The 24,130-nt window shown below is 46.5% G+C and carries 25 protein-coding genes; 6 read left to right on the plus strand and 19 right to left on the minus strand.

Going from position 1 to position 24,130, the window contains the following annotated elements; translation table 11 throughout:
- Positions 1 to 201: 201 nt before the first annotated feature.
- From BC343_RS29645 to BC343_RS29670, 6 genes are all read right to left on the minus strand, one after another.
- A complete protein-coding gene (locus tag BC343_RS29645; protein ID WP_202909892.1) occupies positions 202 to 1,662 on the minus strand; it encodes a glycoside hydrolase family 30 protein in 1,461 nt (486 codons plus the stop codon).
- A gap of 224 nt (positions 1,663 to 1,886) precedes the next feature.
- Positions 1,887 to 2,735 carry a ThuA domain-containing protein gene (locus BC343_RS29650; RefSeq protein WP_078351444.1) on the minus strand — a complete coding sequence of 283 codons (849 nt, stop codon included), beginning with the start codon at positions 2,733 to 2,735 and terminating at the stop codon, positions 1,887 to 1,889.
- Between the two features lie 348 nt (positions 2,736 to 3,083).
- The gene (locus BC343_RS29655; RefSeq protein WP_078351445.1) at positions 3,084 to 3,551 is read right to left on the minus strand and encodes a lipocalin family protein; all 468 of its coding nucleotides are present in this window, start codon (positions 3,549 to 3,551) and stop codon (positions 3,084 to 3,086) included.
- A gap of 33 nt (positions 3,552 to 3,584) precedes the next feature.
- Entirely contained in the window at positions 3,585 to 4,091 is a 507-nt protein-coding gene (locus BC343_RS29660) for a hypothetical protein (protein ID WP_078351446.1), read from the minus strand.
- A gap of 11 nt (positions 4,092 to 4,102) precedes the next feature.
- Positions 4,103 to 4,486 carry a DUF3037 domain-containing protein gene (locus BC343_RS29665; protein ID WP_078351447.1) on the minus strand — a complete coding sequence of 128 codons (384 nt, stop codon included), beginning with the start codon at positions 4,484 to 4,486 and terminating at the stop codon, positions 4,103 to 4,105.
- On the minus strand, positions 4,464 to 5,258 hold the full coding sequence (locus BC343_RS29670) for a HipA family kinase (protein ID WP_078351448.1): 795 nt from the start codon (positions 5,256 to 5,258) through the stop codon (positions 4,464 to 4,466). The genes BC343_RS29665 and BC343_RS29670 overlap by 23 nt, the downstream gene beginning before the upstream one ends.
- 165 nt (positions 5,259 to 5,423) lie before the next feature.
- On the opposite strand from BC343_RS29670, the gene BC343_RS29675 reads away from it, so the two are divergent.
- Positions 5,424 to 5,984 carry a YeeE/YedE family protein gene (locus BC343_RS29675; RefSeq protein WP_078351449.1) on the plus strand — a complete coding sequence of 187 codons (561 nt, stop codon included), beginning with the start codon at positions 5,424 to 5,426 and terminating at the stop codon, positions 5,982 to 5,984.
- Entirely contained in the window at positions 5,981 to 6,391 is a 411-nt protein-coding gene (locus BC343_RS29680; RefSeq protein ID WP_202909893.1) for a DUF6691 family protein, read from the plus strand. The genes BC343_RS29675 and BC343_RS29680 overlap by 4 nt, the downstream gene beginning before the upstream one ends.
- Before the next feature lie 174 nt (positions 6,392 to 6,565).
- Here BC343_RS29680 and BC343_RS29685 read toward each other — a convergent pair whose 3' ends face one another.
- Positions 6,566 to 7,267 carry a hypothetical protein gene (locus BC343_RS29685; RefSeq protein ID WP_078351451.1) on the minus strand — a complete coding sequence of 234 codons (702 nt, stop codon included), beginning with the start codon at positions 7,265 to 7,267 and terminating at the stop codon, positions 6,566 to 6,568.
- 307 nt (positions 7,268 to 7,574) lie between these two features.
- Here BC343_RS29685 and BC343_RS29690 point away from each other — a divergent pair, with 307 nt between their 5' ends.
- The gene (locus BC343_RS29690) at positions 7,575 to 7,769 is read left to right on the plus strand and encodes a hypothetical protein (protein ID WP_078351452.1); all 195 of its coding nucleotides are present in this window, start codon (positions 7,575 to 7,577) and stop codon (positions 7,767 to 7,769) included.
- A gap of 64 nt (positions 7,770 to 7,833) precedes the next feature.
- Here BC343_RS29690 and BC343_RS29695 read toward each other — a convergent pair whose 3' ends face one another.
- From BC343_RS29695 to BC343_RS29720, 6 genes are all read right to left on the minus strand, one after another.
- Entirely contained in the window at positions 7,834 to 8,292 is a 459-nt protein-coding gene (locus tag BC343_RS29695) for a hypothetical protein (protein WP_078351453.1), read from the minus strand.
- Between the two features lie 154 nt (positions 8,293 to 8,446).
- Positions 8,447 to 9,670, minus strand: coding sequence for an RNA polymerase sigma factor (locus tag BC343_RS29700; RefSeq protein WP_078351632.1), 1,224 nt, complete (start codon positions 9,668 to 9,670; stop codon positions 8,447 to 8,449).
- A gap of 113 nt (positions 9,671 to 9,783) precedes the next feature.
- Positions 9,784 to 10,137, minus strand: a complete 354-nt coding sequence (locus tag BC343_RS29705) for a YciI family protein (protein ID WP_078351454.1) — start codon at positions 10,135 to 10,137, stop codon at positions 9,784 to 9,786.
- 194 nt (positions 10,138 to 10,331) lie between these two features.
- Positions 10,332 to 11,318: an aldo/keto reductase gene (locus BC343_RS29710; RefSeq protein ID WP_078351455.1), complete on the minus strand. Its 987-nt coding sequence runs from the start codon at positions 11,316 to 11,318 to the stop codon at positions 10,332 to 10,334.
- Between the two features lie 92 nt (positions 11,319 to 11,410).
- Positions 11,411 to 11,791, minus strand: coding sequence for a transmembrane 220 family protein (locus BC343_RS29715; RefSeq protein ID WP_078351456.1), 381 nt, complete (start codon positions 11,789 to 11,791; stop codon positions 11,411 to 11,413).
- Between the two features lie 252 nt (positions 11,792 to 12,043).
- On the minus strand, positions 12,044 to 12,625 hold the full coding sequence (locus BC343_RS29720) for a TlpA family protein disulfide reductase (protein WP_078351457.1): 582 nt from the start codon (positions 12,623 to 12,625) through the stop codon (positions 12,044 to 12,046).
- A 75-nt stretch (positions 12,626 to 12,700) separates the two neighbouring features.
- Here BC343_RS29720 and BC343_RS29725 point away from each other — a divergent pair, with 75 nt between their 5' ends.
- Entirely contained in the window at positions 12,701 to 13,696 is a 996-nt protein-coding gene (locus BC343_RS29725; RefSeq protein ID WP_078351458.1) for a hypothetical protein, read from the plus strand.
- Between the two features lie 70 nt (positions 13,697 to 13,766).
- Here BC343_RS29725 and BC343_RS29730 read toward each other — a convergent pair whose 3' ends face one another.
- From BC343_RS29730 to BC343_RS29750, 5 genes are all read right to left on the minus strand, one after another.
- Positions 13,767 to 14,318, minus strand: coding sequence for an ankyrin repeat domain-containing protein (locus BC343_RS29730; protein ID WP_078351459.1), 552 nt, complete (start codon positions 14,316 to 14,318; stop codon positions 13,767 to 13,769).
- Between the two features lie 328 nt (positions 14,319 to 14,646).
- Positions 14,647 to 15,270 (minus strand): hypothetical protein, encoded by a 624-nt coding sequence (locus BC343_RS29735; protein WP_078351460.1) that lies wholly within the window; start codon positions 15,268 to 15,270, stop codon positions 14,647 to 14,649.
- Between the two features lie 101 nt (positions 15,271 to 15,371).
- Positions 15,372 to 16,727, minus strand: coding sequence for a hypothetical protein (locus BC343_RS29740; RefSeq protein ID WP_078351461.1), 1,356 nt, complete (start codon positions 16,725 to 16,727; stop codon positions 15,372 to 15,374).
- A gap of 176 nt (positions 16,728 to 16,903) precedes the next feature.
- Positions 16,904 to 17,122, minus strand: coding sequence for a di-heme oxidoredictase family protein (locus tag BC343_RS29745; RefSeq protein WP_202909894.1), 219 nt, complete (start codon positions 17,120 to 17,122; stop codon positions 16,904 to 16,906).
- Between the two features lie 149 nt (positions 17,123 to 17,271).
- Entirely contained in the window at positions 17,272 to 18,732 is a 1,461-nt protein-coding gene (locus tag BC343_RS29750; RefSeq protein WP_078351462.1) for an aminotransferase-like domain-containing protein, read from the minus strand.
- Positions 18,733 to 18,821: 89 nt separating this feature from the next.
- Here BC343_RS29750 and BC343_RS29755 point away from each other — a divergent pair, with 89 nt between their 5' ends.
- Together BC343_RS29755 and BC343_RS29760 are read left to right on the plus strand one after the other, a co-directional pair.
- Positions 18,822 to 20,018: an aminotransferase class V-fold PLP-dependent enzyme gene (locus BC343_RS29755; RefSeq protein ID WP_078351463.1), complete on the plus strand. Its 1,197-nt coding sequence runs from the start codon at positions 18,822 to 18,824 to the stop codon at positions 20,016 to 20,018.
- 72 nt (positions 20,019 to 20,090) lie between these two features.
- Positions 20,091 to 21,956, plus strand: coding sequence for an LTA synthase family protein (locus BC343_RS29760; protein WP_078351464.1), 1,866 nt, complete (start codon positions 20,091 to 20,093; stop codon positions 21,954 to 21,956).
- A gap of 468 nt (positions 21,957 to 22,424) precedes the next feature.
- On the opposite strand, the gene BC343_RS29765 is transcribed toward BC343_RS29760, so the two are convergent.
- On the minus strand, positions 22,425 to 23,780 hold the full coding sequence (locus tag BC343_RS29765; protein ID WP_078351465.1) for an alpha-amylase family glycosyl hydrolase: 1,356 nt from the start codon (positions 23,778 to 23,780) through the stop codon (positions 22,425 to 22,427).
- Between the last annotated feature and the right edge of the window lie 350 nt (positions 23,781 to 24,130).

Raw genomic sequence — 24,130 nt, forward strand, 5'->3', positions numbered from 1 at the left:
AGATAATAGTGTTTTTTTGCTTGTTAGCGACTTTGCGTAATTAAGTTATCGCAGGACAGGCCCTCCGCGAACCTCCGTGTAGCCTCTGTGAACTCCGTGGTTAAATAGCCACACAACCATCACCTCCAAAATAAAAAAAGGGCACCGAAATTATCCGGGCCCTAATTTGAGAGAGATTTAGTTGATTAGTATATTAAAAAATTATTGCACGATGAGCGTAGCTATTGAATGCGGTTCGGCGGTGGTTTTGGCGGCTTTGCCTTTTATCCACAGGCTGTAATCTATCTTTTCGTCGGTGCGGTTCATCACCACTACGGCCAGTTTACCGTCGGGGTTAATGTAGGCGGTCGAAAGCAGTTTATCCCGGCTGGCAGCGCTGGCTATACGTTTTGCACCAGGGTGGATGAACTTGGAGAAATGCCCCATGTAGTAGTACGAATTGGTATAGATCAGTTCGCCAGTGCGGGTATCGGCATGTACCGGTGCGAAGCAGAAGTTACCCACGTGGTTAGGACCGCCTTTTTCGTCGAGCAGGATGTTCCAGTCGGTCCAGCCAACGGTGCCGGCGTTAAAATCGTTCATCATAGATAGGCCGTAGCGCTCGCCCAGTGCCCAATCGCCAAGGCGGTTAAAATCGAATTTCTCTACACAGCCTTCGGTAAAGATCAAATTCTTATCGGGGAAGGTCGCATGCGTTAAGCGGGTATTCTCAAAATTTTGGCCGGCGCCAGTCCAAGTCTCGTACCAGTGGAAACCAATGCCCCAAATGTATTTGGCGGCGGCGGGATCTTCTAAAATAGTGCTGGCGCGTTGGTAAAGTAGGTCGCGGTTATGGTCCCAAACAATGAGTTTTTTTGCGGACATACCGCCTTTAGCCAAAGTTGGCCCGAGGTAGTTCTTTACAAAATCGCGCTCTTCTTCGGCGGTGTATTTACAGCTCTCCCAGGTTTGGGTAGCCATAGGCTCGTTCTGTACCGATAGGCCCCACACCGGGATGCCTTCCTTTTCGTAAGCTTTGATAAACTTCACGTAGAAATTGGCCCAACTTTGTGCGTATTCGTTTTTGAGTTTGCCACCATGCAGCACATCGTTATTATCTTTCATGAAAGCCGGGGGGCTCCAGGGCGAAACGAACATGGTTAGCTTGCCGCCTGCAGCTTTTGTAGCTTCTTTAATAAAGGGGATGCGGTATTTTCTATCGTGGCCTATATCGAAGGTATGCAAGTCCTTACTGTTATCGCTTACATAGCTGTAGCTACCGCTGCTGAAATCGCAGCTTTGGATATTGGTACGGGCCAGTGTGTAGCCTATGCCTATATTCTTATCATAATAAGCGGCTAAAAATTCTTTCTGTTTATCTTTCGGGAGTTTATAAAAGGTTTCGGCAACGGCATCTGTAAGCGCGCCGCCAATGCCCAGCATGGTTTGGAAAGTTTTGGTGGGGTCTACAAATACCAGCGTTTCGGTTTCGGGTGGCTGCGGGTTATCTGTAAAGGTTAAAGTACCCGCGGGTGCAAGGCGTTTGTCCGAGCCTTTTTCGGTAACATATACCTTCACCGTTTTATTGGCGGCCGAATAAAGCATTTTGGGCTTTGCCGATTGCGCCAAAACGCCGGCCGAAAAGCACACGCATCCCGCTAAAAAGAGTACTTGTTTCATCATTAGGGTTTATAATTGGTTAGCACCGTTGTCAACGGAAAACCAAATCTATCAAACTTTGTTGAATTAAAACAAGATAAAATTTCATAAAATACTGATAATTAGTTTATTGCATAAATTTTGATACGCTTTAACAACAAGCATACTTTATTACAAAACACTAATTATCAGTAAGTTTTATAAGGCGGCATCAAATGGTATAATTCGCCTTAATCGCAAGCTTATTTTTATTTATTGGCGAGCTTTTTTCCGGTACCCAACCACTCCAAAGCATCCAATATAAGTTTATCTTCGGTAGGGTTGCCCAGCGTGTGCGACAAGTCGCGGTTAGTTTTGCCTTCGTAGTCGATATCGTTATGCCCCATGTTGAGGTATATCATTTTGTAATTTTTGTTAGTCCATACTACGGGGTAGTAGCCGCTGTGCCATATCTCATGCGATTTGGGGCCGGTGCCAAGGGGGAAACTTGTGGAATCGATAGAGGCCAGTATCTTGATATCCGGGTTTTGGCGCAGGTCTTTCTCCCAGCGGTACCATTCATTTGGCGATGCCTTGAAAGTTTCGGGAAGGTTTTTGGTAGCCGGGTGCGAGCGGTCTTCCACCCGCAATATGGCCGATGTTGGCCGCCAGGTATTGCTGCCATACTGGCCCGAGCCTAAAAACTCGTTGTGGTACCAATCCCAATCGGCATTAAAATCCGAGGGTGTAAGCGCAAATGCTGAAAAATGGAAACCCATCCATCCGCCGCCGTTCTTCATATATTTCTCGAATGCGGCACGCTGCTCCGGCGCTTCGGGGCGGGTATCTAAAAACAGAACTACTTTGTATTTGGCCAGGTAGGCCTCGTTCAGGTTGCTCCAGTTGCTGGTAGAATCGTAGGCAAAGCCATATTTGGCAGCCATTTGCGGAAACCATTTATTGGATTCGTGCACAAAGCTGATGTGTGCCTGATCGTTTTTGGCGGTGTAAAAAGCGATAACGCGGAATCGTGGTTTCTTTTGAGCTTGCGTTTGGATGGTTATGCAAAGGCATAGCAATGCGAGGGCGAAGGTTTTGATGTATTTTAGAGAGATCATTGGTAGTGGCTTTAGGATAATTGAACATCACAATTACCCCGTTAGGGGTTACCTGTTTGTAGAAATTAGCCCCACAATATTTGTGCGCCGTAGGTGCAACCCCAGTTTTGCATGGCTCGGCAAGTTGGTAAAGGGTAACCCCTAACGGGGCACAAAATATGGCTTGTTTAATTGCTACAAACAGGTAGTCCCTAACGGGACATAGAAATTTTAGACGCGGAAAGGCCTATGCGGTTCCCCTCTTTAGAGGGGTGGAGGGGTGTGTTTACCGGTAATGCATAGCTTAACACCGCCCTCCTCTCACTCTTCCCTTTTGCGCCCCCTCTCAAGAGGGGAACAAAAACGTCTTTATTTCTTTACCTTAATATAGGTCTCCACTATTTCGTGGTCTATTTTCAGGCTATCTATCTTCTCAATGCCTTTTTGTATAAGCGTGTCGCCTTTAAAGCTGGCTTTGAAGTTGAACGAATGCCCCTCCCACTCGCGGTAGTTGCAGTACTGCAGGTTCTCGGTATAATCATCGCCGGTTAGGGTGTAGGTACCAGCCCCTGAATCGAAAGTTGGTTTACCACCCTTTTTCAAGTCGTGTTTAAAAAAGGCAAAGTGGTCGCCGTTGATCACTTTGATCATTTCGTCTTCCTGGCCCTTTACCGGGTAGGTAACTACGGTATCGCCTTTGGTAATTTGCAGTGCCGATAGTAGTTTCCAGGTGCCCTGTATAGGCGTTACCGGTACATCAGGCACCGTTTGCTGTGCTGCAGGTTGCGCGCAGGCCGCCAGGGCCAGTACGGGGATAAGTAAGAATTTTGTTTTCATGTTTGTGAGATTGAGATATGTTAGTTGATAGTATTATTTAATTTTTTTCCAGTCGATAATATCGTAGTCGGCAGCGTAATCAGCAACGCGCTCTATATCCAATAATCGTGGTTCGTTTGTAAATCCGTTCTTTTTAAGGTAAGCTACGTATTCTCTATGTGTTAAAAACTCCTCCTCAATCTTTTTCGAAGGAATTACCACGGTCCAAACTTCCCTATCGGGTTCGCGATGCTGGTAATAGGTTTTTATACTGCGCAGGATAATGGCATTATTTACAACGTTTACTTGTTTAATGCTATCAACCGAACCAACTCCGTCAACTTCCAAATTCATGCTCCAATTTTTAAAGCCATTTAATTGGATAGCCTTATAAGGTTTTATCAACGGGATCTCGAAGTCATCCCAATCTCCCCTGTTCAAATAAAATTTGTCAATTCCTTTGGGATGCGTTGTTCTGTCTGCAAAATGGCAGGTCACCAAAAAAAACACAATGAGGAAAGAAATGCCCCGAAACCACCCTTTGCTAAATATGCTCCTCATGGCTAAAATATTTACGCCACCAATTGCTTAAACAATCGTTCCAGTGTTTCATCGCCGTCCATACAAAAACCGGGATGCACCTTTGATGTTTGCACCACTGTGCTACGTGTAGCGGTTAACCACCTGAAACGAGATGGTGCATCCAGCAAACCTATCGGTCCGGCATCATTCCCGCCATTGGCAATACGCTGAAACGAGCGCAGGTTCTCCTCTACCACTTCCAGGTCGATATCCTTAAAAAAAGCCAGCAGGCGTTCTTTATCCAGCGTGTACACCATCTTTAGGTACTTCTGTTTGCTGCAATACAATATCACGCCCACGTTCATAAATTCCTCGCGTTCTACCCTGGGCACCACGCGGATAACGGCATACTCAAATAAGTTGCGACCTTGCATTTTTTGCCTCCGTAACAAATATATTCGAGTTCGATAGCCTCTTATTTAAAAATTGCGCATACACCTGTCTTTGATCGTCCTCCGTTTCGAACGACCTGTCGGTAAGCCATTCATCGGGCACTATAGATACAATGGTGTTGATCACTTCCGGCGTTAGTATCGCTTTAAATTCGGCATCCACTTCATCTAAAAATTCGGCCTTGCGCAGCAACACGTGGTCTTTTATCTGCACAAAGGGGCGTAACGACTGCTCTTCCCAATTATCCATACTGTGATGGAAGTACAGGGCCGCACCATGGTCTATCAGCCAAAGTTCTTTATGCCACATCAGCATATTGGTATTGCGGGCGGTACGGTCAACATTGGTGAGCAGCGCATCCAGCCATACGATCTGCGAGGCCAGCTTAGGCTCCACAAAAGTAACCGTTGGATCGAAGGTGATGGCGCCCTGCAGGTAATGCAGGGCCAGGTTAAGCCCTACGCTGAATTTAAGCAGATCCTGTATCTCTTCGTCGGCTTCGGTTCGGCCGAAGGCTTCGTCGAGGTTCACAAAAACCAGTTCGGGCATTTTAAAGCCGAGCGTTCGGGCTATTTCGCCGCCTATGAGCTCGGCAATAAGGGCTTTAGGCCCCTGCCCTGCCCCGCGGAATTTGAGTACATATAAAAAACCGTCGTCGGCCTCGGCAATAGCCGGCAGCGACCCGCCCTCGCGCAATGGCGTAACATAGCGGGTAACATTAACGGTACGTAATTGAGGTGGAATGTAAGCCATATATGATATGAAAGGCTAAGATAGGGGGAAAAGTGTTAAGTCGGTAGTAGGAAGTCTTAAGTAAGAAGTCTTAAGTCAAAACTATTGAACCTGAGCTTCCAGCTTTCGACTCCTGACTTTGGACTTGGACTTTAAGACTTCGAACTTAAAACTATATTTGCTACCATGGATCTTCTAAAACACCCCTGGCCTTGGTATGTTGCCGGCCCGCTCATCGGGCTTATTGTGCCTGCCTTGCTGTTACTTGGCAATAAGGCCTTTGGCATATCATCATCGCTAAGGCATATTTGCGCGGCATGCGTGCCTGCCAATATCTCGTTTTTTAAATACGACTGGCGTAAAGAAAGCTGGAACCTGTTCTTTGTAGCAGGTATTGCACTGGGTGGATTCATAGCCGTAAACTATCTATCTACGCCTGCCCCGGTGGCCATTAACCCTGCCACTACTGCTTTGCTGCAAAAACAAGGCATTACCAATTTTAGCGGACTGTTGCCGCAGGATATTTTCAGCTTCGGGCAATTGCTTACGCTGCGCGGGTTTGTGTTTATGGTTATCGGCGGCTTTTTGGTTGGCTTTGGTACGCGGTATGCCGGAGGCTGCACATCGGGGCATGCTATTATGGGGATATCATCGTTACAATGGCCATCACTGGTGGCTACCTGCTGCTTTATGGCGGGCGGTTTTGTTATGGTTTGGTTTATACTCCCTTATTTATTGGCTTTATGAAGAACCTGAAATTCCTTTTATTGGGGCTGCTGTTCGGCATTACCCTCATCAAATCCGAAGTGGTATCGTGGTTTAGGATACAGGAGATGTTCCGCCTGCAAAGCTTCCACATGTATGGCATTATTGGCAGCGCCATTGTGGTAGCCATGGTTTCGATAATGCTTATCAAACGTTTCAATATCAAAACTATCAGTGGCGAACAAGTGGTTATCCCGCAGAAAACATTTCATTGGGGTAATGTATATGGTGGTTTGCTTTTCGGATTAGGTTGGGGAATAACAGGCGCATGCCCGGGGCCATTGTTCGCGCAGATCGGCGGCGGTTTTTTGGTGGTAAGCGTTACCCTGCTTAGCGCTATTGCGGGAACGTGGGTTTATGGCTTGGTGAGAGATAAACTTCCCTATTGATGATCGCTAAACCATAAAACGTTCCGCTGGAACGTTATTTTACTCTTTTCACCCTTGCTACCCATAAAATATCCCGATGGGTTATGGAAGAAAAGGGCTGCGATGCAAAACAAAAAAGCGGGCAAACCAATCGTTTACCCGCCTCTCTTTAACAATGTATCGGCAATTAATTTCTTAGCCTTGTTTTACAGGGGCTGCCGATGTATCCCTGCGTGCTTTGTGCCTTTCTTTCATTTTAGCTTTCATCTCGGCAAAAGCTTTTTGCTGATCGGCATTTAATACTGCCTGCAGTTGTTTATCGGTATCTGCTTTCAGCGCTTTAAAGGCTTCGCGGTTGGCTTTGCGGTCGCCGGGGTTTTTAGCTTTCAGGCTATCTACCTGTGCGGCACGGGCTGCAAATATGGCTTTCACCTTGGTCGATTGATCATCGCTCAGGTTAAGTTTGCTTTTCAGCATGCCGGCCATGTGGTCGGCGCGTTTGGCTGGATCTTTCATACCACCTTTGCCAAATTTGTGGCCTTTAAACTTGCTTTTCAGCTGAGCTTTAAAGTCGGCATAAGTTTTATTTTGCTCCGGTGTAAACACTGCCGCAAGCTCGGTATCTGTTTTTTGCAGTTGGGCTTTAAAAGCTTCGCGATTGGCTTTTTTATCGCCGGTTTTGTTGACTTTCAGGCTTTCCATTTGGGTGGCTTGTGCCAGCATAATGGTTTTCACTTTGGCAGATTGCTCTGCGTTCAGGCTCAGCTTTTTCTGTAGCATACCGGTAACGCGCTCGGCACGTTGCTCAGGGGTTTTGTGTTGCCTTTGTTTGGTTTGTGCCTGGGCGAATGCATTTATGCCAAGTGCCAGGGTTAACATCAATAGTATCTTTTTCATTGTTTTATCCTTTTTTGGTTATTTGTAAGGATAGACGGGGACTACGGATGATGGTTTAATAGCGAAGTACTTGTATTGGGGTATTACACAAAGTTGTTACAAAGAGGAGTGCAGGTGAGTTTGCAGAGTTGGCTATTTAACCGCGGAGAACACAGAGGTTACGCGGAGGTTCGCAGAGTTTGTAATAGCGGCGAAGTTATTTCACGCAAAGACGCAGAGGCGCAAAGGTTTTGAGCGAACACTAATTTTTTGGAGAGGGTTATTCTACAGCGAATTGTTATATTTATCCAAACCCAAATCACGATCTATGAACCTTATCATCGCATACATATTTTACCGAATTGGCCGCAAGAGGGTAATTGGCGGCTTCGATAGTTTTGTATGGGGCTTGATCATATGGCCCATAGGCATTTTCTTCGTGCTTAATTCACGAAGGCTGGATGATAAGGCGGCCGATGCTTACATGATAGAGCAGTTTGGCCCGAAGCAAGAAATGCATTAAACCTAAACACCACGATCTGTGCAATTCGAATAATTAAGTGCAATTCGTGTTCACTCCATTAGTGTTATATCAGCTTCTTACACTTAGCTACCATTTCGGCGCCGTCGTATATCAGCAGGTCGCCGTCTTTATCTACCAGGTAATATTCTTCGGGGCGTTCGGCGCTGCGGTATTTGTCACCGTCTTTTTTTAGTTCCGATGCTGATGGGGTTACCGGCGGAGTATCGTTCAGCTTTAAGTTATTGCCTACAAAGGTGATAGCCTGAATGTAGAATTTATCGCCCGAGCTGAGGAGTTCATAGGCTATCTGTTCGCCTTTTTCAGATTTAATGGCCTCATCGTGCCAGGCGCCTATCAGCGTACCGGTTTTACCTTTAGTGGTATCGGGCAGTTCGGTAGCAGCAGCGTTGGTACTGTCGGCTTTTTCTTCTGCCGATTGTTTGGCCTTGTTATCACATGCTGATAATGCTACTACAATTGCTAATACTAAAAACTTACCGGTGCGGATAATAGGATGATTCATAACGATGGCGTACGTGTTTGCGCCAAAACTACTAAATTATTAGCACCGATTGCACCGATAACGGGAGATTCCACCGATTAACGCCGTTTTCCCTATGGGCACCGATTTCACAGATTTTTATTGATTTCACCGATAAGATGACGAGAACGAGCTATTAAAGCATATCTATCCTTACTTGTATCACCCGCCTATCCGCCTGTGTTTTGGCCAACTTTAGCGCCATGTGCAAATTCTCCAACGCTTTTTGGTTATCAATACCTTTATAAAGCTCGCCTAAAAGGGTAAAGTAATAAGGGCTGTTGCTCAGCTTTAGTTGTTCGGCTTCGGCAATCGCTATTTCATTGCCCTGTACTTTTGCCAGTGCGTAGGTACGATTTAGTGCGGCCACCGGAGAATATTCCAGCGCTAACAAATGATTGTACAGGTGCAGTATGTTTTCCCACTTCTCTGCCGTATCAGTTTTAATGGTATGCCAGTACGCTATCCCCGCCTCCAGGTGATACCTCGAAAAATGCTCTCCTACTGAAGCCCGGTTCAAATGCATGGCACCCCTGGCTATCAGTTCACGGTTCCAAAGGTTTTCGTCCTGGTCGTGGTATAGTATCATTTGCCCATTATCACCTTTGCGTGCCTCAAAACGCGAGGCATGGAAACACATAAGCGCCAGCAAAGCATTTACCGCGGGCAGGTTGGTGGGCGGATAGTCCAGCAGCATTTGGGCAAGGCGCATGGCTTCCAGGCACAGATCGTTGCGCAGTAACTCGTTGTTACTTTCCGAATAATAGCCCTCGTTAAATAACAGGTACAATGTAGTAAGTACCGGTTGTAAGCGCTTGGTAATTTCTGCTTCCGGCGGAAATTCAATAGCCACATTTTCCGTACGCAGCTTCTCTTTGGCTCGATAAAGTCGTTTATTGATGGTTTCCTTGTTACATAAAAAGGCCGTGGCAATTTCCTCTATCCCAAAACCGCAAAGGATGCGCAATGCCAGCCCTATCTGTGCCTCTGTCGGTATTACAGGGTGGCATATGGCAAAGAGCATTTGCAGTTGGCTATCGGCAATGTTTTGCGGCGATAGGTCTATCTCCGGCAAGTAATTATCGGATGTGCCGGACTGTACAAGGGGTGTTATTTTATTTTGGAACAGATCGTTCCTGGCCAGCACGTTCTTTGCCTTGTTTTTAGCAACGGTATAAAGCCACGCTGTAGGGTTTTCGGGCAGGCCTTTATAGGTCCAGGTTTCCAGCGCGGCCAAAAAGGTTTCGCCGGCTATATCTTCGGCAATGCTTACATTCTCTATACCGAACAACTTGCATAGCACCGCCGTGATCTTGCGGAACTCGGTACGGAAAAGATGCGGGATAAGCTCGTTTTGCATGGTTGAGGAATTAATAACGTATACCGAACGCTGAATATCGAACAATGAAGTAAAAAGCAGATATCCGCCACTTCATCATTCGATGTTGGGTATTCATTATTCGATATTCTTAATTAATGCGTACCGTCGTTTTTGGCAATGCGCCTAACCTCTACCGTATTACCTTCGCCCTGCAATACGGGGCAGCCTTTGGCAAACTCGATGGCTTCTTCCAACGATTCGGCACGGACGGTAATAAAACCGCCGATAGTTTCTTTTATATCGCCGAAGGGCCCGTTGGTTACCAGGCCGCCGCGGCCTACCACACTTGCACCATCAAATGGTAAACCTGTGCCTCCTACAAATTTATTTTTGACCGCAATGCCGCCTATCCAATCCATAGTTTGTTTCATCCAGGCCTGCATTTGCTCGGGCGATGCAATTTTGCTGCCGTCTTCGTGCCTCATAATTAATGCGTACTCGTTCATAGTTTTAAATTTAAATGTTATTGAATTAATGTTTATACCTCAATAACAAATGAGTTTTGCCGGATTGGACAATAGAGACTGAAAACTTTAAAAATAAAAATACAAAAAAGGCGGTGTTCCCACCGCCGCTATCTAATAGTACTGAATGATAACAGATTCGTGTCATTCGATCCAATTCGTGAAATTAGTGTTCATTAACTTCTATCCACAAACTTTTTATTTCCTTCGTTATACCTGTCGCCGGTATCGGGGAATTTCTTCAGCAAGGCTTCTATGCTTGAAAGTGTTTCTGCGTTTAATACCACATCCACACTGCCGGCATTCTCCTGCAGGTACTTGCGTTTTTTTGTTCCGGGGATGGGGATAATGTTATCGCCCTGCGCCAGTACCCAAGCAATTGCCAATTGTGCAGGCGAGCAACCAACTCCTGCGGCAATATCTGCAAAGCCCTGCGCCAGGCTTTCGTTATTACCGGCATGATCTTGCTGGTAACGCGGCAACGTCTTGCGGAAATCACCTTCCTTCAGTTCGGACACGTTAAGCGTATTGGTAACCAACCCGCGCGCAAGCGGACTAAAAGGAATGAACGATATACCCAACTCTTTACAAACCGGCAATATCTCGGCCTCCACATCGCGCGTGAGCAGTGAGTATTCGCTTTGCAGGGCGGCTATGGGGTGTACGGCATGCGCACGGCGTATACTATTTGCCGATGCTTCCGAAAGGCCAATGTAACGTACCTTGCCCTCCTTCACCAGGTCGGCCATGGCACCTACCATTTCTTCAACAGGTACATTAGGGTCTATGCGATGAGCGTAGTACAGGTCTATCACATCTGTTTGCAGGCGTTTCAGGCTGGCCTCTACAGCGGTTTTCATGTATGCCGGCGAACCATCAAAAGTGCTAAGTTTACCATCGGGCGTGGCCCTGAAACCGAACTTAGTGGCCAGGAATATTTTTTGGCGATTGGGTTTTAGTACTTCTGCTATCAGCTTTTCGTTAGCTCCGTTGCCGTAAACATCGGCTGTATCCCAAAAGTTAACACCCAGTTCAAGCGCCAGGTTCAGCGTAGCTATCGATTCGGCATCGTCGGGCTCGCCGTAAGCATGGCTCATGCCCATGCAACCCAAACCCGTTGCCGAAAGCTGCACATCAGTATTTCCTAAATTTCTGTATTTCATGGTATATATAATGTATTTATATAGGGGACGGATATAAAGGGAGGAATGTTGCGCAATGCCGGGCAAATTACATCCGCATTACTAATTCGAGTTCAGGCAGCTTTCTGTACTTTCTTCATGTATACCCAATTCACGGCGATAACTACTATCAGTATCACCAGCCCGAAAAATTCACGGCTTTCTTCTATCCAGGGTTTTTCGGCCTTCATGGTTTGTACCATGCTTTCGTGGTTGTGCTCGGTCACCCAGTCTATAACACCGGTTTTATCAAAAAATAAGTAAATGGCGTAGGCACCATAAACTATTAAACCCAGCAGGTAGGCTTTGGGGTAAAACTTTTTTTGCGCGGCAAAATAGCAAAGCGCAGCGCTATACAGATAAATAGGCACCCAAATGTAAGGGTCAGGGTCGTTGTATTGCAGGGCAGCAAAAACAATAAAAAGGAATACAAATACGAGGTTGAAAACTTTCATGTAATTGGGAGTTGGTTGAAGTAAAGTTGTGAAAAAATAGCTTTATTTTATAGTGGCTATTAACCGCGGAGTTCGCGGAGGTGCCGCAGAGGTTCACAGAGAGATTTGCACGTGGTTAAAAGGTTTGCAAAATTCAATAAAAACCAAATGTTCAGACTTCCATTAGCAACTTGGCGCCTTTTCGTGATAAACTTAACAGCTACACAGGCTCTGTGAACCTCCGCGTAACCTCTGTGTTCTCTGCGGTAAAAATCAATTAGCCAGTTTTCTCAAAAACTCTTCCACCTCCCCGGTATCGTAATTGGCCATGCCTTCGTGCTTAAAGGCCAGTGCACCTGTTTTATCAAATATGAGTGTTGTGGGTAGTGCACCGCCGTAAAAGGTTTGGGGTACGTTGCCTGTTATCTCGTGCACGGGTAAGCTATATTGGTACTTATTCATAAACGCTGCCGATTTATCCAGTTCCCCATCGGCATCTGCCATAATAAAAACAATATTGGTATCGGCCTTCAGTTTTTGGTGCAGGTCGTTTATCGATGGCATTTCGGCACGGCAGGGTGGGCACCAGGTGGCCCAAAAGTTAAGGAACACTACTTTGCCCTTCAATCCGCTTAAGTTGAACGGCTTACCGGCAGCATCGCGAAAGGCAATATCGCTCATCACCGCTACGGGCTTTTGCTCTGATACATCCGCACGGAAAAACCCTACACCCATTAACCCGCGGATGAGCAGCGCTTTTGCCGAGGGCACAAACACCACCACTAACAGTGCTATAATAATGATGGCATTAATAATATTCCCCCTGTTAAAAATGCCCTGCTTTTGATCTGCCATGGCTGCTAAGTTACGGCGCGAATTTTATTTATACATGCCCTTATGGTATTAGCGCATATTAATTAAATTAGTGCAATGAAAATCCTATCCCCTAATTCGCGCTTGTGCCTTGTTTTGGCCTTTTCAATATTTATCACGTTGGGCTGTGGCGGTCCGGGCTACAAAAAGAATAACGACATAAGCAGCGGCACGCGCGAGGATATGCAGAAGATGAACAACAAGGCTATCGACTTCATCAAAAAAGGCGACACCAAATCGCTTACCAACCTGCTTTCTAAAGAGATGATAGAGGATAACGCTACCGATGCCCGTGTGCGCAACATGGGGCACGCCATGGTGGTGGATAGCTTTGCCCGGCTGGACGAATACTACGTTAAAAACAAATATATTGAGCGCGACACCATTCGGTCGGGGCTGAAAGATGTAAATGCGTACAGCCTGTTTTACCCTGCTGTGGCTCGCGAAATGTATTTTACCATGTGGGTACCAGCCCAAAAAGATGTGCCCAATAAACAAATGGTAACGCTGGTATTTGCCAAATACAATTACGGCTGGAAGATATGCTTTATGGATATGAAGCCCTACGGTTATAACGGAAAAACCGGGCAGCAACTTTACCTGGATGCTAAAAAGCAATACGCAGCAGGCCAATTATTTGATGCCGTGAATAATGCCAACCTGGCCGTGGCCTGTTTTAGGCCAACTGATGCCTGGGTATATGATAACGAAAAAGAGGCTTACAGTTTTTTAGATAAGGTTAGCGGCGAGGCAAACAAAAAGTATAAATACCCCATAGCTATTGATGATGTGCCCGGCGGCGTAAGGTTGGTAAGCTTCAGTAACAAGCTTACCCGGCAAGGAAATTTCCCACAACTAACTTACATCACCAAAATTAACATAAAAAATACGGCAGCTATTGAGAAAGAAAACCTGCTTATACGCAAAGCCATTGCCAAACTAATGCCCGGTATAGATAAAAATAACCGCTTTATATACTACCTGGCTTACAACGAAGAACCCACCCGCGATAATTACCTGGACCGATACGATATAAGGCAGGATAACTGGTAGTAAATAAGCTAACAAAAAAAGCGGACCACATTGCTGCAGCCCGCTTAACGCTTCGGGGGAATTTAAAGCCTTATTTACCGGTTGTGTTGCCGGTGGCTTCGCTGTTATTTAGCACAGCAAGCAATTCGGTGTTGTTTTGCTCGCGGGCATAATCAATGGCAGCTTTATGCTGTTTATCTTTTGCCTGGGTGCTGGCGCCGTATTTCATTAAATAGGCTACGGTTGCGGCGTTGCCTGCTTTTGCAGCGGCGATAATTGCAGTAGTACCTTCGTTGTTTTTTGCATCCAGTTTAGGGTAATGGTGAACGATCAGGTTCAGCATATCTTCCTGGCCTTTTTGTGCCGAAGCTAAAATAAGGGCAGTGTTACCATCTTTGTCCTGTGCATCAACATCTACGTTACGTTGCAATAATAATAGTACAATGCGTTCCTGGCCGGTTTTGGCGGCATTCATAAGTGGGGTTGCACCTTGCTCGTCTTTGGTGTTAGCGTCAATTCCTTTGCTCAAGAGGAATTTAACGGAAGCAACGTCTTTAGCTTCGATGGCTGTAAAAATGTTTTGCGCTAAAAGGGGGAGCGAAAACAATAGGGAAAGCCCCGATAAGATAATTGTTTTTTTCATTAGTGAATACTCGTGTTATGGCATAAGCCGGTTAATTTTTATACGTTCGCATGCAATTACGGATAAAAATTACAGTCGGTTTAGCACCATTAACCCGATAAAACAGACAATCCCTCGTTTTAGAAAATTAATTTTACCTAAAAGTAAAATCCGCCTCAAAAATGTCGCGGCAGCGGCTATGTGTAAAAAATACACTTCTATAGCAGAGCTATAAACTCTAAACCCGAACGGTTTTAAATAATAGTTTACAGCGATTCTTCTTTAAACGAAAACAGTAGAATTTACATCATGACACAGCCATGACATACAGAGGTATAAATGGAAGAAGTTAGAAAGTGAGTGGCCTACCGCGGTACATGCGCAAAAACTTGTCTTTAAAGGGTAACCTATAGCCTTTTGGCAGCTTATTGGGTTTCAGCGATATATACGCAAGGTAACGTATTTCCCACTTCGGGTTTTTGAGTTTATTTTGCAGTTCGTGCAAAATAGGGCCCTTATCTTCTACCACTGGGTTATCCAAATAATGCGGAAGCATGGATATGGCCGCAGCTTTGGTATATAGGTTATCGTTGGTAAGCTCCTGTTGCAGGCGCCTGGCAATGTCCTTCACAAATTGCTTGGGGTGGGTTTCTATGTGGGCAAACTCTATCAGGTTATCTACAATATCCTGCGGTCGGCGGCTTTTTTTGGTACGCTCCAGTATTATCTCCAGCATGTCTACATAAAACTGGCCCCAGCGGTCGCTGTCTTTGGCAAGTGCTTCTAATACTACCGGTAAGGGCTGCAATACATAATCGAACTGCACTTCAGCCAATTCTTTTTTAAAGCCTTCGGGGTTGGAGTTGGCATACACCAGTATATCGTTCAGCAACTCTTGCACTTTGGCTTCGGGCATGTCCTCTTCCCAAAAAGTTTTTATCCTGTCCTCGAAAATTAGTAAGAAACCATTCATAGGCAAAAAAATTTGCCCTGCCCGCAAAGCAGGGCAAGGCAAATATAATAACGAGGTTTTATATATAAAGTTTAGCCTAACGTATAAAATACACTATTGTGTTAATTTAACTTACGTATGAGGTTGTTATCATAATCGGCAACGTATACGCTACCGCTCTTACTAACAGCTATGCCTGTAGGGTTATTAAATAAGGCCGCTGCACCTACGCCGTTAGCAGAACCGGTGGTGCCGGATACGCCGGCTTGCACAGTAAATTTTCTATCCGCATCAATTTTGAGGATACGACCGGCAGCATCGGTTATCCAAAAATTGCCCGAAGCATCAATGGCGATAGCATTAGGGCTACCCAACCACGAAGTTACCTTACTATTGCCCAGGGTACTACCATTAAAGTTAGTAACCAGTGTATCTGCATTTATAACGCGTATAGAGTGGCTTAGCGCCTCGGTAACGTAAATATTGCCTGTAGCATCAAGCGCTATGCCGGTTGGTTTATTAAAGCTTGCTTTGGTACTTGTGCCTTCAACATAAGCAGCAGTGCGGCTTCCGGCAATAGTTGTAACCACACCCGCCGGGGTAACTTTGCGGATGATATTATTGCCATAATCGGTTACGAAGAGGTTACCGGTGGCATCAATAGCAATGCCTGTTGGCGTGTTAAAAGTTGCAGCAGCACCGGTGCCGTTGGCATAACCGGCTATACCGTTGCCTGCCAGCGTAGTAACTTCGCCTGCCGGGGTAATTTTACGGATAACGTTATTGCCCCTGTCTGCTACATAAATATTGCCTGTTGCATCAAGCACCAAGCCCGATGGGGCATAAAACTTGGCCGTTGCCGCGCTACCATTCACTAAACCTATGGCACCTGTACCTGCAACGGTAGTTACCGTACCATCGGTAGCTATTTTACGAATGGCCGAATTGAACGAATCGGCAACGTACACATTCCCGTCGGCATCTGTAGCCAAACCCATTGGGTGCGAGAACAATGCGGCTGTACCGTTCCCGTTCAGGAAACCTTCTGCAAGCTGGCCCGCAAAGGTGCTTACCGTTGCGCCCGCGTTAGACATATCGGCCCCGGTTTTAAACTCTATCACGTTGCCATACGAGGTATTGTCGAGATAAGTTGCGTAGGCCCTTAAGTAGTAAGTGGTGTTGGGGGTAAGCCCGGTTACTTTACTTACGTAAGAACCATAAATAACCGTATCGGAAGTACTTTTGTCATTAGCTGTTGGCGTGTGGTTACTGCTGCTGTAAACCACGCCATAGGTAGTGGCTAAACCGCTTGTTAGGTATCCGCCGGTCATGGCCGTTGTACCTGCGGCATCAACCACAACCGGTATAGTAATTAGCGTGGGAGTAAGTGATGTATCGTCGGCTTTTTTTGAGCAGGCGGCAAAAGCAACCGCAATCAAAATAAAAAGGAAATTACTGATGGTAGAGCGTTTTTTCATTACGTGTGTAAGCTGTTTTAAGGGTATAAAAAACGGGCATTACACTCAGGTTTAGAATCATCTATCGGTAAACCCGCCTTTTGTACCGATAAACAGTACGGTAGTTACAGGCCAATCATAACAGCAAAGGGGTAAAAAATTTCTTTTTTACCCCTTTAATATTGATAACTAATAAATTATAACGACTCTAAAAATGCCACCAGTGCATCGCGATCGGCCTTTGGCATGCTGTTTACCTTATCGCGTGCAGCCTGGGCTTCGCCGCCGTGCCACATTACGGCCTCCAGCAGGTTGCGGGCGCGGCCATCATGCAAAAAGTTGGTATGCCCGTTCACCTTTTGGGTAAGGCCTATGCCCCACAGCGGCGGGGTACGCCACTCTTGCCCGCCAGCCAAGAAGTCCTCCTATGTGAGTACCTGCGCCGATGCCGGCACCAGGTAAAATAAAGACAATAAGAGGCTTAGAAAAGTAAACTTTTTTAATTGCATGGGGCTTAATAAGGCTGCAAATATAAAAAGCTTATTTAGACTAAGTATGATTAAAGTTAAAATTGTATCGTTTTGTGCGTAAGGTCATTAATTAAAACCCCTAAAACCCGAAAACTTTCGTCGATAGCGCTATCATAGGGCAAGCCGAAGCTTATCCTGATAAAATTACTGAAACGGGCATCGGTGCTAAATATTTGCCCCGGCGCAATGCTGATGTTTTGCTGTATGGCCAGTTTGTATAATTCGAAAGCGTTAATGCTTTTATCTAACTCCACCCACAAAACATAGCCACCTTGCGGCCTGCTTACTTTTGTACCCTCGGGAAAGTGTTCGGCAATACCTTGCATATAGCGCAGGCATTGCGTGTACAGGGCACGGCGCAGGTTACGCATGTGCAGATCGTACCGGCCGGCCTCGAAAAACAGGGCAATAGCTGCCTGCGTTGGCGTTGCCGAGCTAATGGTGTGTACCATTTTGGCATTCAGCACCTGCTCTTTAAAACGGCCGGGAATGCACCAACCTACCCTGTAGCCCGGCGCAAGCGATTTAGATACCGAGGAGCACAGCATCACCCAACCCTCGGTATCGAAACTTTTGCAGGTATGCGGGCGTGTTTTGCCGAAATGTATCTCGCCGTAAATATCGTCTTCTATAAGTGGTATCTGCTTTTGAGTAAGCAATTGCACCAGCCTGCGTTTATTCTCTATAGGCATGCAGCTGCCTACGGGATTGCTAAAATTGGTTACGAACAGGCAGGCCTTTAAGTCGACGGTTTCCATGGCGCGTTCCAGGTAGGCAATATCCAAGCCATCTTCGGGCGATACAGGGATCTCCAGCACCTTCAGCCCGAGGCTTAGCATCACATTAAAAATACCGAAGTAGGTAGGGCTTTCTATGGCAACGGTATCGCCGGGTTGTGTAACCGCGCGCAGGCAAAACACCAGCGCTTCCATACAGCCTTGCGTGGTAACCACATCATCGGCACTAATGCTGCCTCCCCAATTAAATGCCTGTTTGGCTATCTGCTTACGTAGGGCCTGGTTGCCCTGCAGGCTATCGTAATTGCTGTTACCATCGCTGCTTTTGCGGATAGCCTCCATCATCGATCTATTGAGCTTAGCCAATGGAATGAGGTTGGGCGGCGGTGCAGAGCGCGACAGCCGCATCACACCTTCCTCGGGTATGTTTTGGTATACCATGGCTATCATATCGGTAACGCTGGCCACGGCAACATGCTTCACCATAGGCTTAACGGCCGGCGGGGTACTGAATTTATGCGGCGAGAATTTTACGTAGTAGCCCGATTTGGGACGAGCTTCGATGATGCCCATGTTCTCTAATTCAACATAAGCCTTGTAAGCGGTGCTCAGGCTTATGCCCTGTTCGCTGCTGAGCGCTCGTACCGATGGGAGCTTATCGCCGGGTTTCAGCAAACCCTGCTGTAGTTGCGTGCGGAAACGATGGGCTATTTTTTCGTATAAAAAATCGTCATCTTTAAAAGCGGGGAGGGCGGCCATGGCAAATCTGTTATGCTCAAAATTAATAATTCTGCATCTGTTTTGCCATAGCCGGGTTACCTTTCTTTGTAAATAATAAAACGATCCGCATGAGTACAACGCCATTAACCCCACAGGAAATACAACAATACCGCGCCGAAACCCGGGGCACCGCCAAGCTTATCCATTTCAATAACGCAGGTGCTTCCCTCCCGCCCGATGTGGTTGTAGATACCGTAGTAAACTATCTACAAGAAGAAGCACTTTGGGGTGGTTACGAAACCGAGGCTAAATATCAACCGGCCTTAGATAATACTTATGATCTGATAGCACGCCTGATCAATGCACGCAAAGAAGAGGTTGCCATAGTAGAAAGCGCCAGCGTGGGCTGGGGGTTGCTGTTCAACGGCATAGGTTTTAAACCCGGCGACGAGGTGATCACCTCCGAAATGGAGTATGTTACCAACCTGATGGGTTTCCTGAATGTGCAGAAGAACCATGGCGTAGTATTTAAAGTGGTGCCGAATGATGAGCAAGGCAATTTCTCGCTCGAAGCTTTGGAGGGGTTGATATCTGCCAAAACCAAATTGATAGCTGTTACACACATCCCCTCCACAGCAGGCGGCATGATGCCGATAGTAGCGATAGGTAAAATAGCGCGCAAGCACGGTGTTTTGTATTTGGTTGATGCCTGCCAAAGCGCCGGACATATACCTGTAGATGTGCAGGAGATAGGCTGCGATATGTTATCGGTTACGGGCCGCAAATACCTGCGAGCACCTCGTGGCACCGGCTTTTTATTTGTACGGAAAGAGGTGCAGGATAGTTTAAAATTGATACTGATGGACAGCGCATCGGCAGAATGGGTAAGCGAAACTGATTTTAAACCCCGCCCCGATGCCCGCCGCTTTGAGCTTTACGAGAAGAACCGCGCCCTAACCCTCGGCCTCGGCAAAGCCATTGAATACGCCCTGAACATTGGGGTAGACAGGATATGGCAACGCATACAATACCTTGCTGATACCCTGCGCCGAAAACTAAGTGCCATTAATGGCGTAACCGTGCACGATTTTGGCCCCGAGCAATGCGGCATAGTTACCTTCTCGGTAGAGGGCTTTGATGCAGCAACTATAAAAAGTAAACTGGCGGAGCGGGGCGTTAATGTGTCCATAGCCAAAACCATATCTACCCCCATTTACATGAACAAAAACCACCTGCAAAGCATTGTTCGGGCATCGGTACATTATTATAATACCGATGAGGAATTGGATAAGTTATGCGAGGTACTGGAGGCTATTAAAAGCTAAATAACACCAGCACACTCCTTTAATTTAACGGCTTTTTAACATCCGCTTTAAATAGCGTACTTTTGTACCCCGATGTTAAAAAGCCTTTTTAGTTTTTGCCGTTTCCTGCTTTTCTGGATCGTATTTGCCTGGATAACCCGCGCGGTATTCGAGCTGTACTTCCAGGAAAAATTTGCAGGCAGCAGCGCTTACGATATCTTCCAAACCTTTGTTTACGGTTTGCGGATGGATATGTCGGCAGCGGGGTACATTGCACTTATCCCCTTGTTGGTGTTCGGCGTAAACTGGTTCACTAAATACCATATCAAACCTGTTTGGTTGCGGGTGTATGTGTATTTTATGCTTTTCCTCATCTGCCTTATTACCATACTCAACTTCAACATATTCCGGGAATGGGGCACCAAGGTAAACTTCCGCGTTTTTGCCAATGCTGCAAATTCACCTACCGAAGCCGTGGCATCAACGGGCTCCTCGCCTATCGGAATTAGTTTGGCCATTGGCGCTGTTCTGTTCACTATAGGCATTGTGTTATCGCACTTTATTATCGACTATAACTTTCGCAAACCAAAAGCACCGGTTTGGGCAAAGTCGTTGTTGTTTCTGCTGTTGTTCGGCATCAACTTCGTTATTGTGCGCAGTGGTATCCAGTTGGTGCCTATCAGCCAGAGTACGGTTTATTTTTCGGAACGTCCTATCCTTAACCAGGGAGCCCTTAATACCGAGTGGAACCTGTTGCAAAACACCTTCGAGAGCCTGAAAACGCAGAGTAACCCCTACTTATTTATGCCGCCGGAAGAGGCAACCAAACTGGTTGACAGTATGTACGCGGTGCAGAAAGATACCACGGTGCATATCCTGAATACCGACAGGCCCAACATCGTCATTATTCAGTTAGAGAGCTTTACTGCCGATGTGATAGAATCACTGGGTGGCGAAAAAGGCGACGCACCCAATTTTGAGGATTTTATTAAGGAAGGCGTTTTATTCGATAGCGTTTACGCCGCCAGCGACCGTACCGATAAGGGCATCATTGCCATCCTGAGTGCTTTCCCTTCGCAGGCATCGCGCACCATGATCGTTGATAACACCAAGCAGGAACGCCTGCCCGCCATAAGCGATGTACTGGTAGAGAAGCGCTACCGTACCTCTTACTTTTACGGCGGCGATGCCAACTTTATGAATTTTAAGGCCTACCTGCTCAGCCATAATATTGATGGCATGGTTGATAAATTCAGCTTTGCCGAAAAGGAGATGAACTCGAAATGGGGGGCTCATGATGACATCGTACTAAAACGCAACGTAAAATACCTGGGCAAGCAACAGCAGCCTTTCTTCAGCTATATACAAACGCTGAGCAATCACGAACCGTTCGAGGTGCCCATGAAACCGCAGTTCCCCGGTGAGGACCTGCCCAACAAGTTCCGCAGCACGGCCTATTATACCGACCTGAGCCTGAAAGAATATTTCGACGAGGCAAAAAAACAGCCCTGGTATGCCAACACGCTTTTCATCTTAGTTGCCGACCATGGCCACCGCCTGCCGCTTGACCGTGCCGAACCTTACGAACCACGCAAATACCATATCCCCTTCCTGTTTTTTGGAGGTGCCATAAAACCCGAATATCGGGGCACGCACGTTAAAAAACTGGGTAACCAGGTAGACCTTGCTGCAACGCTGCTGGCACAAATGGATATTCCGCACAAAGAATTTAAATGGTCGAAGAACCTATTAAACCCCTACAGTAAACCTTTTGCTTTTTTTGATTGGGATAATGGTATGGGCTTTATGCTGCCCAACCAGGCAGTATCATACGATAATGCCGGCGCCCGCGTAAACTTCGTTAAAAACCCCAAAGCGCCCCAAGCCCAAACCGACGAGGCACTGCTATTAGGCAAAGCCTTTTTGCAGCAGGTGTTTACGGAGTACATGAAGTTTTAGGGAGAACGGAGAGCCATAAACGCACGCAGGGTCCTCTATCGAGAGACCCTGCGAAGACATAAAGTTGTCAAATCTGAAGATGGCTTTTCGCTGCCGCAAGGGTCCTCCCTTGTGGTCCGCATGCAAAGTAACCACAAAGTTTAACGGCAATGCTAAGCGGTCGCATAATGCGGTAATGCATTTCGTCGAAGTTTTCTCTTCGCTCTCCCGCTCTTTCCTCCCCGCGTGCTCATCGATGACATGGTGGTTGTTGTACACGAATAGATTTGACAACTTTTTAAAAGTTGTCAAATCTGAAGATGGATTTTCGCTGCCGCAAGGGGCCTCCCTTGTGGTCCGCATGCAAGGTAACCACAAAGGTTAGCCACAATGCAGATCCACGGCGTCGGTATGCGCGAAACTACATTGTGGTTACCTGTCCTCGTGCCCACAAGCGGGGACGCTTTCGGGAGCGACGAAGCGATATCTTTAATTCTTCAGCACCAAATACTCATAGGGTTGCAAACTTATGGCAGCACCAACATTCGTTTTTGAACCATTAAAAGCATTATTCCACTTTGCATTAACCAATGCTGAAGGCACGGTATAGCTAACCGCTTTATTCCGCAGGTTACTCAATACAAATACTTTTTCGCCTCCATCTTCTTTGGTAAAGGCGCAAACATCCACACTACTATACGAAGTTAATTTCCCCCTGCGAATAGCTTTGCTGCTGTTCCGCAGAGCGATGATCTTTTTATACTCGGCGGTTACAGCCGGGTTCAGGCTCCAATCTACTTTCTTTTCGGTGAAGGGGAAAACCAGTTGGTAAGGCGTGCCTACTTCCTGCCCGTTGTAGATCATGGGGATGCTTTGCATATAGGCAATAACCACAAACGCCGCCATGGAGCCGTTTTGCCCGCCGAATAATTGCTGCGGCGTACCGTCGGAACCATTTACATCGTGGTTGGTAGTGTAGCGTACCATTTGCTGCCCGTCGGCAGTTGCTTTGGCATCAACGGCATTCAGGCTATCTATCGACAATACCGAACGACCATGCTCGAACACTTGCTTCAGGTTGCCAAAAAAGTTGAAGCCGAAATTGTAATCAAAGCCTGCTTTGTAATGGTCGGCACGTCCGCCTTCGGATAGCATGAGCAGTTTGTGGTTGGGGATGCGTTTTAGGGTATCAATGGCTTCCTTCCAGAAATCGAATGGCGGGCCATCAGAAAAATCGCAGCGGAAGCCATCTATATTGGCAGCAAGTACCCAATATTTCATGCTTTTGATCATTTCGCGGCGCATGTCGGCATTCTTATAATTTAATTGCGCTACATCGCGCCAGCCGGTGTTTGGAGGGCTAAGTATATTGCCTGTGCTATCCTGCAGGTACCAGTTTTTGTTTTTGGTCCAGGGGTGGTCAAAAGCGGTGTGGTTGCCCACCCAATCGAGCATTACGGCCAGTTTAAGGCTGTGCGCTTTATCAACCAGTTGGCGCAGGTCGGCAAGGGTGCCAAATTCCGGGCTTACCGTAAGGTAGTCGCTTATGCAATAAGGCGAGTTTACGGCTTTCAGTTTCCCAACCGGATAAACAGGCATCAGGTAAACCACATTGGCGCCTAATGCTTTGATAGAATCCAGCCGTTCGGTAACGCCTTTCAGGTCGCCGTTTTTACCGAAGGTGCGCATGTTTACCTGGTAAAGCGTTACATCGCGCCTGTCGGGCACGCCCGCGAAGGGTTTGCCGTATTGTTTGGGAGCAGTAGCATCCTGTGCGCCGGCGTTAGATAATTGTAACAGCAGGGCGGCGCTCAGTAAAAATAAGTGGAGTACGTTTTTTTTCATTTCTGTTTTGTTAGATGCAGCAGCTTAAACTTCATGGGCCGACCCACTGAGCATGAAATTTTTGCAGGATGCATGGTTAAAATTGGTCGCGCTATAACAAGCGCAACGCAAATCAACCGTTCGGCGAGCCTAAAAACAAGGGCGAGAAAGAGTGATATAGAAAATTAATTGAGAAATATAATTTTAACTTATTGATATATAGATATTTAAAATGATTAAATGTCCATTTAAAATATGAACTGTTCAGGAGGCGAGTTTGGCTGGCGATTCATTTTTAACCTGAAATAGAAGAAAATTGCCACAAAAACCAACCGCAACCTTCAGTATCGGGTTTTAATGGCAATTGTGCT

The organism is Mucilaginibacter pedocola, from assembly GCF_002013915.1.
Taxonomy (GTDB): Bacteria; Bacteroidota; Bacteroidia; order Sphingobacteriales; family Sphingobacteriaceae; genus Mucilaginibacter; species Mucilaginibacter pedocola.

Excerpts from the sequence above, each read along its gene's own strand:
- BC343_RS29690 (WP_078351452.1), top strand. The coding sequence starts at position 7,575 with ATGAACCTTATCATCGCATACATATTTTACCGAATTGGCCGCAAGAGG.
- BC343_RS29665 (WP_078351447.1), bottom strand. The coding sequence starts at position 4,486 with ATGCAAGGTCGCAACTTATTTGAGTATGCCGTTATCCGCGTGGTGCCC.
- BC343_RS29660 (WP_078351446.1), bottom strand. The coding sequence starts at position 4,091 with ATGAGGAGCATATTTAGCAAAGGGTGGTTTCGGGGCATTTCTTTCCTC.
- BC343_RS29705 (WP_078351454.1), bottom strand. The coding sequence starts at position 10,137 with ATGAACGAGTACGCATTAATTATGAGGCACGAAGACGGCAGCAAAATT.
- BC343_RS29740 (WP_078351461.1), bottom strand. The coding sequence starts at position 16,727 with ATGAAAAAACGCTCTACCATCAGTAATTTCCTTTTTATTTTGATTGCG.
- BC343_RS29650 (WP_078351444.1), bottom strand. The coding sequence starts at position 2,735 with ATGATCTCTCTAAAATACATCAAAACCTTCGCCCTCGCATTGCTATGC.
- BC343_RS29720 (WP_078351457.1), bottom strand. The coding sequence starts at position 12,625 with ATGGCAGATCAAAAGCAGGGCATTTTTAACAGGGGGAATATTATTAAT.
- BC343_RS29710 (WP_078351455.1), bottom strand. The coding sequence starts at position 11,318 with ATGAAATACAGAAATTTAGGAAATACTGATGTGCAGCTTTCGGCAACG.
- BC343_RS29715 (WP_078351456.1), bottom strand. The coding sequence starts at position 11,791 with ATGAAAGTTTTCAACCTCGTATTTGTATTCCTTTTTATTGTTTTTGCT.
- BC343_RS29730 (WP_078351459.1), bottom strand. The coding sequence starts at position 14,318 with ATGAAAAAAACAATTATCTTATCGGGGCTTTCCCTATTGTTTTCGCTC.
- BC343_RS29725 (WP_078351458.1), top strand. The coding sequence starts at position 12,701 with ATGAAAATCCTATCCCCTAATTCGCGCTTGTGCCTTGTTTTGGCCTTT.
- BC343_RS29670 (WP_078351448.1), bottom strand. The coding sequence starts at position 5,258 with ATGGCTTACATTCCACCTCAATTACGTACCGTTAATGTTACCCGCTAT.
- BC343_RS29760 (WP_078351464.1), top strand. The coding sequence starts at position 20,091 with ATGTTAAAAAGCCTTTTTAGTTTTTGCCGTTTCCTGCTTTTCTGGATC.
- BC343_RS29765 (WP_078351465.1), bottom strand. The coding sequence starts at position 23,780 with ATGAAAAAAAACGTACTCCACTTATTTTTACTGAGCGCCGCCCTGCTG.
- BC343_RS29685 (WP_078351451.1), bottom strand. The coding sequence starts at position 7,267 with ATGAAAAAGATACTATTGATGTTAACCCTGGCACTTGGCATAAATGCA.
- BC343_RS29675 (WP_078351449.1), top strand. The coding sequence starts at position 5,424 with ATGGATCTTCTAAAACACCCCTGGCCTTGGTATGTTGCCGGCCCGCTC.
- BC343_RS29750 (WP_078351462.1), bottom strand. The coding sequence starts at position 18,732 with ATGGCCGCCCTCCCCGCTTTTAAAGATGACGATTTTTTATACGAAAAA.
- BC343_RS29655 (WP_078351445.1), bottom strand. The coding sequence starts at position 3,551 with ATGAAAACAAAATTCTTACTTATCCCCGTACTGGCCCTGGCGGCCTGC.
- BC343_RS29680 (WP_202909893.1), top strand. The coding sequence starts at position 5,981 with ATGAAGAACCTGAAATTCCTTTTATTGGGGCTGCTGTTCGGCATTACC.
- BC343_RS29700 (WP_078351632.1), bottom strand. The coding sequence starts at position 9,670 with ATGCAAAACGAGCTTATCCCGCATCTTTTCCGTACCGAGTTCCGCAAG.
- BC343_RS29735 (WP_078351460.1), bottom strand. The coding sequence starts at position 15,270 with ATGAATGGTTTCTTACTAATTTTCGAGGACAGGATAAAAACTTTTTGG.
- BC343_RS29695 (WP_078351453.1), bottom strand. The coding sequence starts at position 8,292 with ATGAATCATCCTATTATCCGCACCGGTAAGTTTTTAGTATTAGCAATT.
- BC343_RS29645 (WP_202909892.1), bottom strand. The coding sequence starts at position 1,662 with ATGATGAAACAAGTACTCTTTTTAGCGGGATGCGTGTGCTTTTCGGCC.
- BC343_RS29755 (WP_078351463.1), top strand. The coding sequence starts at position 18,822 with ATGAGTACAACGCCATTAACCCCACAGGAAATACAACAATACCGCGCC.